Below are 10,685 nucleotides of genomic sequence, written 5' to 3' on the forward strand. Positions count from 1 at the left end.
GGCGGGAATCGGGGGCGGTGCGTCAGCTGGTGCGGCCCTTGCCGTCGAACCGCTTCATGCGGTCCAGCACCGACTCCGCCGTCGGCCCGTACACCTCGTCCACGATCCGGCCGTCCGCGAGGAACACCACCCGGTCCGCGTACGCCGCCGCCACCGGGTCGTGGGTCACCATCACCACGGTCTGCCCCAGCTCGCGCACCGAGTTGCGCAGGAAGCCCAGCACCTCGGCGCCGGAGCGGGAGTCGAGGTTTCCGGTCGGCTCGTCGCCGAAGATGATGTCCGGCTTGGAGGCGAGCGCCCGGGCGACCGCGACGCGCTGCTGCTGGCCGCCGGAGAGCTGGGCGGGACGGTGGCCGAGCCGCCCGGAGAGGCCGACCATCTGGATCACGGTGTCCAGCCACTCCTTGTCCGGTTTGCGGCCCGCGATGTCCATCGGAAGGGTGATGTTCTCCAGCGCGGTCAGCGTCGGCAGCAGGTTGAACGCCTGGAAGATGAAGCCGATCTTGTCCCGGCGCAGCTTGGTGAGCTGCTTGTCCTTCAGGGAGCCCAGCTCGGTGTCGCCGATGCGCACGGAGCCGGAGGAGAAGGTGTCCAGGCCGGCGACGCAGTGCATCAGGGTGGACTTGCCGGACCCGGAGGGGCCCATGATCGCGGTGAACTCGGCCTGCCGGAACGCGACGGAGACCCGGTCGAGGGCGACCACCTGGGTCTCGCCCTGTCCGTAGATCTTCGACAGCTCCGTGGCGCGGGCGGCCACGGCGGTGGTCCGGTCGGCGAGGGGAGTCGTGGTCACGGGGTGGCGCTCCTGTCGGGACGGGGATCGGGGTACCGGTCCATCGTTCCGGCCGCATCGCGCCGTGTAGTCAGCCGCTGTTCCCGTTCCTGGGACAGCCTCGGGTCGGACCGGCGGCCGTCGTGTCATACCTGGGGATGACGGGCGACCCTGAGGCGTGAGGATCGCAAGAACAGGTGGAGTGCCCTTGTTCGGGCGGTGAAATTCCGTCATTCCGCATGCGCGGGCGACCGCCGCGCGCAAGGCTATTGGCAAGTGCGGATGGCCAGTTCCGAGTGCTGATGCACCCTCAGACGTCAATAAAATAAGACAACATCGGTCCGCCGTTCCGCTGTCCGGGGGATGCGTCCCGATAGGGTCGGAACCGCGACGCGGAGCCCATGGCCTGCCCGGATGGTGGAATGCAGACACGGCGAGCTTAAACCTCGCTGCCCCTCGCGGGCGTACCGGTTCGAGTCCGGTTCCGGGCACCTCCGACGCCTTCGGAATGTGTGCATCATGCACTGAAATCTTCGCCGCTCCGGCGCCGCGCCTTCGCCGCACCGGCCCCTCGGTGACGAGATCGTCACCGAGGGGCCACGGTTCGGATCCTCACGTGCCGGGAATCACCCGGCCGCGTAGCGTGTTGCGCAGCACGTGGGGGGAAAGATCCTCCCCAAGCACTAGGGTCATTCCTTTGCCTGTCTATTACTCTTGAGCCAAGGCTACGCAGGGTGGCCATGGAGGAGTGAAATGAGGAGCAGCAACCCGGTCTTCTCGCGACGGGGGTTCAGCCGCGACAACGGCTACGCGGGCTTCAACACCGCGCCGCAGGCCGGGGGCGCAGCTGTAGGCGCGCAGGGCAACCCGTACGCCACGGGCAACCCCTACGCCCAGCCCGGCGCCGGCGCCGACCCGTACGCGCAGAACCCTTACGCCCAGAACCCGTACGCCCAGCAGGGCGCCCCGCAGGCCCCGGTCGCCACCGGCAACCGGATGACGATGGACGACGTCGTCATGCGCTCGGCCATGACGCTCGGCACCGTCGTCGTCGGCGCCGTCCTGGCCTGGGCCCTGCTGCCGGTCTCGTCGACCAGCTACGGCCTGGCCATCGGCGCCGCGCTGATCGCCTTCGTCCTGGCGATGGTGCAGTCCTTCAAGCGCAAGGCGTCCCCCGCGCTGATCCTGTCGTACGCCGCCTTCGAGGGCGTCTTCCTCGGCGTGATCAGCGAGATGTTCAACAGCCGGTGGTCCGGCGCGCCCTTCCAGGCGGTCCTCGGCACCATGGCGGTCTCCGGCGCCACGCTGCTGGTGTACAAGGCCGGCTGGGTCCGCGTCACCGCCCGCTACGCCCGCATCGGCATGACGATCGCCCTGGCGTTCATCCTGGTCATGGCGGTCAACCTGCTGCTGGTCGTCTTCGGTGTCGCCGAGGACGGCGGACTGCGCAGCATGGGCCCGCTCGGTGCGATCGTCGGCATCCTCGCGATCGTGCTCGGCGCGTTCTTCCTGACCCTCGACTTCAAGCAGATCGAGGACGGCATCGCCTACGGCGCGCCGCGTGAGGAGTCCTGGCTGGCCGCGTTCGGCCTGACCATGACCCTCGTCTGGATCTACATCGAGATGCTGCGTCTGGTCGCCATCTTCTCCGGCGACGACTGATCCGCAGCCGTCACCATGCCGAAGGGCCCCGGGTTCGTCCCCGGGGCCCTTCGGCGTCTGCGGGAAAGGAACGCGGTCTGCGGGAAGGAGCGCGCTCAGAACCTGCGCGCGGCCCTCCTCAGGTCGTACTCGTGGATGATCGCTTTGGCGTGGCCGTACGCCAGGTCGTACTCGTGGCGCAGCCAGCTGACCTTCTCCTCGAAGCGGAGAGCGGGGCCTTCTTCGACGGTCCGCAGCCAGTCGGCGACTTCACGACCGGTGCAGTGGGGGATGCGGGCGAGCAGATTGCGGTGGGTCTCCTCGGAGAAGACTTGGGACATCGGCGCCTCCGTACGCAAGGGGATGTAAGCCGGTCCTTCAGGTCACCGTGCCTGAGCGTTCGCCCGTTGGCAACAGTGCCGGTGTCTGTTGGCAACGGTCCCGGTGCGGGGCGTAGGGTCGCCGCGTGGTTGATACGACGCCTTTGAACCGTGCGGTGGATCACTTCGCGGACCGGTTGCGGGCCGCGCCGCAGAGCCGGTTGCAGCGGAGCGCTGCCGCCGCGGCTCTGGAGCTGGCCAGGGAGCTGGCCCGGTGGGCGCAGGAGCTGGAGACGCCGGGGGCGGAGCCCCGGGTGATGCCGGATGCGGGGATGTTCGCCGCCGCCGATCAAGTGAGTGTCGCCGCGCACGACCTCGCGGTCGTGTTGCGGAGTGAGGACGAGGTCGCCGAGGCGGTGCGGCTCGTCGAGGAGGCGCAGAAGAAGGCGGGGATCTGATCGCCGTCGGCGGGTGCGGGCGCGGGAGGGGCGCTCGCGTGGTTCCCCGTGCCCCTAGAGGGCCGCTATGACCCGGTCCGCCAGGATGTAGACGTTCTCCTCGCCGCACTCGAAGGTGAGGGTGTAGGCGCCGGAGATGCCGGAGCCGCCGAGGAGGAACGGGGTCTCGCCCGCGGTGAGGGCGGCGGCCAGGCGCTCCGCGGTCTCGCGGTGACCGGGGGTCATGCACAGGGTGGTGCCGTCGGCGAAGACGTAGACGTCGAGGGTGCCCAGCGGGCCCGGACGGACGTCGGTGAGTTGGGTGCGGGCGGCGGCCAGTTCCTCCAGGATCGCGACGGTGCGCTCGTGGTCGTTCACGACCGGTGACGCGACGGGGACGAAGTCCGGGTGGGAGGGGTGGCGGCGGCGGGCGGCGGCCAGCTCGGGGGAGTCCCCGGGGAACTCCTCGGCCTCGGTGGCCGGCTCCAGGCCCACGAAGTCGGCCTGGCGGGGCAGGAACAGATCGCTGTCGGAGAGGGACAGCAGCGAGGGTGCGTCGGAGACGTCACGGGCCTCCTGGGCGGCCCAGAAGGCGCGGGCCTCGGCCAGCTCCCGCTCCCGCTCCTCGGCCAGCGCCTCGGCGACGGCGGCGCGTATCTCGTCCGTGTCCGCCGTCGTGCGCGCGGCGGGGACGTGGACGCGGGCCGTGCGGGCCGCGGCCAGTTCGCTGTGCAGGGCCGCGACCTGGCGGCGCAGCTGCATGAGGGTGCGCAGGACGGCGACGCCCACGGCGCCGGTGGCGGCCGTGGTGGCCAGCAGGGCGATCGGCATGGCGCTCACTGACGTACTCCCGGTTCAAGGTCGACCCCCGACTTCCTACATCAGCTTGATGGGTGAACTAACCAGCTGTCAGTGCGTAACGTCACGAAACGGACAGGTCTTTGTGTTCCCTGATTCCGGTGGGGCGGCCCTGACCTGCGACGTCGTTGCGCCGGGGGAGATAGGTCACATCCTGGGGGAGATTGGATCACAAAACGGCCCAGAACCCTGGTGGTTCTCGGGTTCCGGGCCGTGGGATGACGCGGCGTGCCGCGCCGGTCACTCAGGGGTGGTTCAGCTCAGGCGCTCGATGACCATCGCCATGCCCTGGCCGCCGCCGACGCACATGGTCTCCAGGCCGAACTGCTTGTCGTGCCACTGCAGGGAGTTGATGAGCGTGCCGGTGATGCGGGCGCCGGTCATGCCGAAGGGGTGGCCGACGGCGATGGCGCCGCCGTTGACGTTCAGCTTCTCCAGCGGGATGTTCAGGTCGCGGTAGGAGGGGATCACCTGCGCGGCGAACGCCTCGTTGATCTCGACCAGGTCGATGTCGTCGATGGTGAGGCCCGCGCGCCGCAGCGCCTGCCTGCTCGCCTCGACCGGGCCGTAGCCCATGATCTCGGGAGAGAGGCCGGAGACGCCGGTGGAGACGATCCGGGCCAGCGGGGTCAGGCCCAGCTCGCGCGCCTTGGTGTCGGACATGATGACCAGGGCGGCGGCGCCGTCGTTCAGCGGGCAGCAGTTGCCCGCGGTGACCAGGCCGTCGGGGCGGAAGACCGGCTTCAGGCCGGAGACGCCCTCCAGGGTGACGCCGGCGCGCGGGCCGTCGTCCTTGGACACGACCGTGCCGTCGGGGAGCGTGACCGGGGTGATCTCGCGCTCCCAGAAGCCGTTCTTGATGGCTTCCTCGGCGAGGTTCTGCGAGCGGACGCCGAACTCGTCCATCTCCTGGCGGCTGACGCCCCAGGAGCGGGCCAGGTTCTCGGCGGTCTGGCCCATGGCGATGTACGGGTCGGGCAGCAGGCCGTCCTCGCGCGGGTCGTGCCAGGAGGCGCCCTCGGACTCGGCGACGGCGGCCGTGCGGGCCACGGCGTCGGCGAAGAGCGGGTTCTGGGTGTCGGGCATCCCGTCGGAGGTGCCCTTGACGCTGCGGCTGACCATCTCCACGCCCGCGGAGATGAAGACGTCGCCCTCGCCGGCCTTGATGGCGTGCAGGGCCATCCGGGAGGTCTGGAGCGAGGAGGAGCAGTAGCGGGTGACGGTGCAGCCGGGCAGGTGGTCCATGCCCATCTGCACGGCGACGATCCGGCCGAGGTTGTGGCCCTGCTCGCCCCCGGGCAGGCCGCAGCCGAGCATCAGGTCGTCGATGTCCTTCGGGTCCAGCTCGGGGACCTTGGCGAGGGCGGCCTGGATGATCGTGGCGGTGAGGTCGTCGGGGCGCAGGTCCTTGAGCGAGCCCTTGAAGGCGCGGCCGATGGGGGAGCGGGCGGCTGAGACGATCACGGCTTCGGGCATCACGGCTCCAGTGAGTGCATGCAGACGGGCGGGCAGGGCTGGTTGGGAAGTTACCCGTACGTATGCGCGCGGTCACGATGTTGGCGGTGTGACATGGGCCGCAACTTTCTAAGCGCTTGCTTGGTTACTGCCTGCCTGGTTTCTCGGTCCCGTGGCTCACGCCCGGGTCTGCGCCTCCGGCGAGTGCGGGTCCGGCTCCACCTCCGGCATCCGCCGCCGGCGCCGCCGCTTCAGCAGCGCCCAGGGCCCGCGCGTGCCCGTCGGCATCGCGGCCGCGACCTCGGTGCCCGCCTCGGACGCCGCCTCCGCGGCGGCCCGGGCCACCGGCAGGAAGCCCTCGCGGCGGGAGACGTCCGGGCGCTCCTCCTCGGCCGGCCACAGGCCCAGCGCGGCGCACACCGTCGGCAGCACCGCCATCGCCGCGGTGGCGTACCCCTCCGCCGACGGGTGGTAGCTGTCCGGCCCGAACAGCTCGCGCGGGTTCGCCGCGAACTCGGGGCCCAGCAGATCGCCCAGCGACACCGTGCGGCCGCCCTGCTCGACCACGCCGATGGTCTGCGCGGCGGCCAGCTGGCGCGAGACCCGGCGGGCCAGCCAGCGCAGCGGCTGCTGCACGGGCTCGATGGTGCCGAGGTCCGGGCAGGTGCCGACGACCACTTCCGCGCCGGCCGTGCGCAGCCGCCGGACCGCCCCCGCCAGGTGGCGTACCGAGCGGGTGGGCGGCATCCGGTTGGTGACGTCGTTCGCGCCGATCATGATCACGCACACGTCGGGGGCCGGGCCCGGCCCGGAGAGGACCAGCGCCACCTGCCGGTCCAGGTCGTCCGACATCGCGCCCGGCACCGCCACGTTGCGCAGTATCACCGGCCGCTCCGCCACTGCCGCGAGCCCGGAGGCCAGCAGCGCGCCCGGCGTCTGCCCGGCCCGGTGCACGCCCTGCCCGGCCGCGGTGGAGTCACCGAGCAGCGTCAGCCGCAGCGGCTCCCCGGCCGGAGTGGCATAGCCGCCGCCGTACAGGCCGTCCGCCCGCGGTACGTACGGCGCGGAGCCGTTGGAGAGCACCTGGCGCCTGGCCATCGTCGCCTCCGCCAGCAGCAGCCCGACGACCGCCGCGCCGGCCAGGCCGATGCTGCCGCCGCCGTAGGCCGCGCCGGCCGCGATACGTCTCGCCACCCTCGCCCTCGACATGCTGGACATACGCCGCCGCCACCTCCTCGTAGCCGTACACCCACTCCTTGCCCCGTACGGCCCGTCCGCCAATCGCAACAGCGAGTGAACGACGCTCTCGGGGTCGTAGGCTGGCGGCACCACGACCACTTCCTTTGCAGCGACCGGAGACAACGGTGCAGTTCCACGACTCGATGATCAGCCTCGTCGGCAACACCCCGCTGGTGAGGCTCAACAGCGTGACCAAGGGCATCAAGGCGACCGTGCTCGCCAAGGTGGAGTACTTCAACCCGGGCGGCTCCGTGAAGGACCGCATCGCCCTGCGCATGATCGAGGCGGCCGAGCAGAGCGGCGAGCTCGAGCCGGGCGGCACGATCGTGGAGCCGACCAGCGGCAACACGGGTGTCGGCCTGGCGATCGTGGCCCAGCAGAAGGGCTACAAGTGCATCTTCGTCTGCCCGGACAAGGTCTCAACCGACAAGATCAACGTCCTGCGCGCGTACGGCGCCGAGGTGGTCGTGTGCCCGACCGCGGTGGCCCCCGAGCACCCCGACTCCTACTACAACGTCTCCGACCGGCTGGTCCGTGAGACGCCGGGCGCCTGGAAGCCGGACCAGTACTCCAACCCGAACAACCCGCTCTCCCACTACCACTCCACCGGACCCGAGCTGTGGGAGCAGACGGAGGGGAAGATCACCCACTTCGTGGCGGGCGTCGGCACCGGCGGCACCATCTCCGGCACCGGCCGCTACCTGAAGGAGGCGTCCGACGGCACGGTCAAGGTCATCGGCGCCGACCCGGAGGGGTCCGTGTACTCCGGCGGCTCCGGCCGGCCGTACCTCGTCGAGGGCGTCGGCGAGGACTTCTGGCCCACCGCCTACGACCAGGAGATCGCCGACGAGATCGTCGCCGTCTCCGACAAGGACTCCTTCCAGATGACCCGCCGCCTCGCCAAGGAGGAGGGCCTGCTGGTCGGCGGCTCCTGCGGCATGGCGGTCGTCGCCGCGCTGCGCGTCGCCGAGCGGCTCACCGAGGACGACGTGGTGGTCGTCCTGCTCCCGGACAGCGGCCGCGGCTACCTCAGCAAGATCTTCAACGACGAGTGGATGGCCGACTACGGCTTCCTGGAGGACGCCGGCCCCAGCGCCCGGGTCGGCGACGTGCTGGACGACAAGGAGCACGGCGCGATCCCGTCCCTGGTCCACATGCACCCGGACGAGACGGTCGGCCAGGCCATCGAGGTGCTGCGCGAGTACGGCGTCTCGCAGATGCCGGTGGTGAAGCCGGGCGCCGGCCACCCGGACGTGATGGCCGCCGAGGTCGTCGGCTCCATCGTCGAGCGGGAGCTGCTGGACGCGCTCTTCGCCAAGCGGGCCTCCCTGGACGACCCGCTGGAGAAGCACATGTCGGCCCCGCTGCCGCAGGTCGGCTCCGGTGAGCCGGTCGGCGACCTGATGGCCGTGCTCGGCAAGGCCGACGCGGCGATCGTCCTCGTCGAGGGCAAGCCGACCGGTGTGGTGAGCCGTCAGGACCTGCTGGCGTTCCTCGCGAAGAACGCCAAGTAGCCGGCGGGAAGCCGCGGCGAACCTCCGGTGAACCGCGGGTGACGACGGCGAATTCGCGGTGACTTGACGGGGAGTCGGCCGCGCGGAAGTGGTACGAGGGTGTCACGTCCGCGCAGCACCCGCTTAACACGGGACCGGCACAGTGGTGGGTGTCGGCGGAGGCGGGAGCGGCTCCCCGCCCCGACCGGCGACCAGCGGCGCCAAGGACCCTCCGGAGCGGCTCCCGGACCTCCATGGACGCCACGGACGCGAAGGCCCGGCCTGACCCGGCCCGCGTCCCCCGCGGGGACCGCCGTCGTCCCGCCCCCCGGCAACGGGGGTGCGGCGGTCCCCGCGTACACCTTTTCGCGGACCTCGGGCCTGACTTTCACGATCCCTGGTCCCTCCCGTCGGCCCGGGGTCAGTCCTCACAGGTCGCCCCGGGGTCAGTCCTCCCAGCCGGAGTCGCCGCCGCGCCGTCCGCGGAAGAGGTCCGGGGTGGTGCGGGCCGCCTGCACCAGGTTGACGCCGACGATGCCCGCCCAGGCGACGAGCAGGCCGCGCAGTCCCGCGGTGCCGGCGCCGATGCCGGACAGCGGGATGGCCAGGACCAGCGACACGATGCCGAAGCCGAAGCGCTCGCCCCAGGAGTCCGCGGCGTCCGGCGACCGTGACCCCCGGGCCGCCGTCAGCTGCTGCTCGGCCACCTGCCGCCGCACCCGGCGCTCCACCGCGTCGTCGATGCGCTGGTCGACCTTCTCCAGGAAGGAGTCGACCAGCGCGGACTCGTACTCCTCACCCAGCTCGCGGCGCGCGTGCAGCGTGGCGTCGAGTTCTTTCTTCAGGTCGGGGCCCTGCCCGTCCAATCCGGTCATGTGCCCCACGGTAGGAAGCGGGCGGCGCCGGGACACTGGGGATAGCCCCCCTGTTGCCCGGCTGCATAGGAGCATGCAGAGTTTCCGTTACCTGAATAGACGGACCGACCAGACGGACCGGCCAGACGGACCTGGTGACAAGGGGGAGCAAGGCATGAGCCCGACCGACAGCCCTGCCGCACGCCTGCAGGCGCTCTTCGAGGGGCATCGGCTCACGCCGACCCAGCGGCGGATCGCGCACAGCATGGTGCGCCGCGCCGCCGACGTGCCGTTCCTGTCCAGCGTGGAACTCGCCGAGCTGGCCGGGGTCAGTCAGCCGTCCGTGACCCGCTTCGCCGTCGCCCTCGGCTTCGACGGCTACCCGGCGCTGCGCCGCCACCTGCGCGAGGTCGCCCCCGCCGAACAGCCCGCGGACGCCGGGGCGTTCAACGAGTACCAGCAGGCCGTCGAGGCCGAGATCGAGAACCTCCGGCACCTCGCCGACGCGCTGGCCGATCCCCGGCCGGTGCAGCGCGCGGGCCGGGTCCTCGCCGCCAGCCGCCCGCTGCCCGTCCTCGGCCTGCGGGCCGCCGCCGCCCAGGCGCACGGCTTCGCCTACTTCGCCGCCAAGGTCCACCCCGACGTACGGCTGCTCAACGAGGGCGGCACGATGATCCACGACCGGATCGACGGCGCCGTCCGCGCGGGCGCGAGCGCCCTGCTGTGCTTCGCGCTGCCCCGCCACCCGCGCGAGGCCGTGGACACCCTCGGCTACGCCAGGGAGGCGGGCCTGACCGTGGTGACGGTCGCCGACTCCGCGTTCGCCCCGGTCGCCAAAGTCTCCGACCTGCTGCTGCCCGCCGCGGTCGGCACCGGTCTCGCCTTCGACACCGCCTGCGCGCCGATGCTGCTGGGGCGGGTGCTGCTGGAGGCGATGTGCGACGGCCTGCCGGACGCGCAGGCGCGGCTGGAGGAGTTCGACGCGCGGGCGGCGGCCAGGGGCCTGTTCGTGGAGTAGGCGGTGAGTGGACCCGCTTTCGCGGGCCGCGTTCTCAGACTCGTCTCAGGTTCCGGCGCTAACCTGCCGGGCCGTCGGCACTGTGCCGGACGACGAGGAGGCGGAACGTGGCACGCGGAGGTCAAGGACTGGCTCGGGTGGCCGTCGTCGTACGGGCGGGCGCCGCACCGCTGTGGTGGCTGGGCGTCTGCGCGGCCGGAGTCGGCCTGTTCATCCCGGGACTGACGGGCCGGCGGATCGGGGTGTACGCCGGTGCCGCGCTGTTCCTCGTGGCCGCGGCGGTGGTCGCCGCGGCCCGCAGGCGGCGCTACACGGCGCTGGCCCGCGGGGCGGCCCGGGCGGGCAGGTACGACGTCCTCCAGGACCGCGCCGTGACGGCCCGGACCTGGCGGCGCGGGCACCGCTGGTGGCTGCTGCTCGGGTTCCTCGCCGCGCTGGGCACCAATGCCGCGGTGCCGGTGGCCGGCGGGCTGCTGCTCGCCGGGTGCGGGGCCGGTCTGCGGCTGAAGGCGGCATGGCTCGGCCGCCTGGAGCGGGCCCAGGAGGAACTGCTGTGGGTGCGGGTGGACTGGCTGGCGCGCGGCGGGCGTCCGGCCGG

11 protein-coding genes and 1 tRNA gene are annotated in these 10,685 nt (G+C 71.8%); 6 read left to right on the forward strand and 6 right to left on the reverse strand.

The window, feature by feature from the left end:
• Nucleotides 1-22: 22 nt before the first annotated feature.
• Nucleotides 23-793 (reverse strand): ABC transporter ATP-binding protein, encoded by a 771-nt coding sequence (locus tag CCN42_RS29555; protein WP_086168891.1) that lies wholly within the window; start codon nucleotides 791-793, stop codon nucleotides 23-25.
• Nucleotides 794-1,180: 387 nt separating this feature from the next.
• Here CCN42_RS29555 and CCN42_RS29565 point away from each other — a divergent pair.
• Together CCN42_RS29565 and CCN42_RS29570 are read left to right on the forward strand one after the other, a co-directional pair.
• Nucleotides 1,181-1,263: transfer RNA gene (locus tag CCN42_RS29565), tRNA-Leu, on the forward strand.
• A gap of 262 nt (nucleotides 1,264-1,525) precedes the next feature.
• On the forward strand, nucleotides 1,526-2,434 hold the full coding sequence (locus CCN42_RS29570) for a Bax inhibitor-1/YccA family protein (protein WP_086740202.1): 909 nt from the start codon (nucleotides 1,526-1,528) through the stop codon (nucleotides 2,432-2,434).
• Nucleotides 2,435-2,529: 95 nt separating this feature from the next.
• On the opposite strand, the gene CCN42_RS29575 is transcribed toward CCN42_RS29570, so the two are convergent.
• Nucleotides 2,530-2,754 (reverse strand): DUF4287 domain-containing protein, encoded by a 225-nt coding sequence (locus CCN42_RS29575; protein ID WP_043501480.1) that lies wholly within the window; start codon nucleotides 2,752-2,754, stop codon nucleotides 2,530-2,532.
• Nucleotides 2,755-2,879: 125 nt separating this feature from the next.
• Between CCN42_RS29575 and CCN42_RS29580 the strand changes: the two genes are divergently transcribed.
• Nucleotides 2,880-3,191, forward strand: coding sequence for a hypothetical protein (locus CCN42_RS29580; RefSeq protein ID WP_173883165.1), 312 nt, complete (start codon nucleotides 2,880-2,882; stop codon nucleotides 3,189-3,191).
• Nucleotides 3,192-3,245: 54 nt separating this feature from the next.
• Here CCN42_RS29580 and CCN42_RS29585 read toward each other — a convergent pair whose 3' ends face one another.
• The 3 genes from CCN42_RS29585 to CCN42_RS29595 form a co-directional block, all read right to left on the reverse strand.
• On the reverse strand, nucleotides 3,246-4,010 hold the full coding sequence (locus CCN42_RS29585; RefSeq protein WP_086740203.1) for a hypothetical protein: 765 nt from the start codon (nucleotides 4,008-4,010) through the stop codon (nucleotides 3,246-3,248).
• A gap of 273 nt (nucleotides 4,011-4,283) precedes the next feature.
• Nucleotides 4,284-5,504: an acetyl-CoA C-acetyltransferase gene (locus tag CCN42_RS29590; protein WP_086740205.1), complete on the reverse strand. Its 1,221-nt coding sequence runs from the start codon at nucleotides 5,502-5,504 to the stop codon at nucleotides 4,284-4,286.
• A 156-nt stretch (nucleotides 5,505-5,660) separates the two neighbouring features.
• The gene (locus CCN42_RS29595) at nucleotides 5,661-6,701 is read right to left on the reverse strand and encodes an SGNH/GDSL hydrolase family protein (protein ID WP_086740206.1); all 1,041 of its coding nucleotides are present in this window, start codon (nucleotides 6,699-6,701) and stop codon (nucleotides 5,661-5,663) included.
• A gap of 146 nt (nucleotides 6,702-6,847) precedes the next feature.
• Here CCN42_RS29595 and CCN42_RS29600 point away from each other — a divergent pair, with 146 nt between their 5' ends.
• A complete protein-coding gene (locus tag CCN42_RS29600) occupies nucleotides 6,848-8,236 on the forward strand; it encodes a cystathionine beta-synthase (RefSeq protein WP_086740208.1) in 1,389 nt (462 codons plus the stop codon).
• Nucleotides 8,237-8,661: 425 nt separating this feature from the next.
• Here the strand turns inward: CCN42_RS29600 and CCN42_RS29605 are convergent, their stop codons facing one another.
• Nucleotides 8,662-9,090, reverse strand: a complete 429-nt coding sequence (locus CCN42_RS29605; protein WP_169731549.1) for a hypothetical protein — start codon at nucleotides 9,088-9,090, stop codon at nucleotides 8,662-8,664.
• Nucleotides 9,091-9,244: 154 nt separating this feature from the next.
• Between CCN42_RS29605 and CCN42_RS29610 the strand changes: the two genes are divergently transcribed.
• Complete coding sequence (locus tag CCN42_RS29610) at nucleotides 9,245-10,087, forward strand: MurR/RpiR family transcriptional regulator (RefSeq protein WP_086740212.1); 843 nt, start codon at nucleotides 9,245-9,247, stop codon at nucleotides 10,085-10,087.
• Between the two features lie 107 nt (nucleotides 10,088-10,194).
• A partial coding sequence (locus CCN42_RS29615) for a hypothetical protein (protein ID WP_086740214.1) occupies nucleotides 10,195-10,685 on the forward strand: 491 nt, incomplete at its 3' end.

Origin of the sequence: Streptomyces glaucescens (assembly GCF_002154375.1) — a bacterium.
In the GTDB taxonomy this organism is placed as follows: Bacteria; Actinomycetota; Actinomycetes; order Streptomycetales; family Streptomycetaceae; genus Streptomyces; species Streptomyces glaucescens.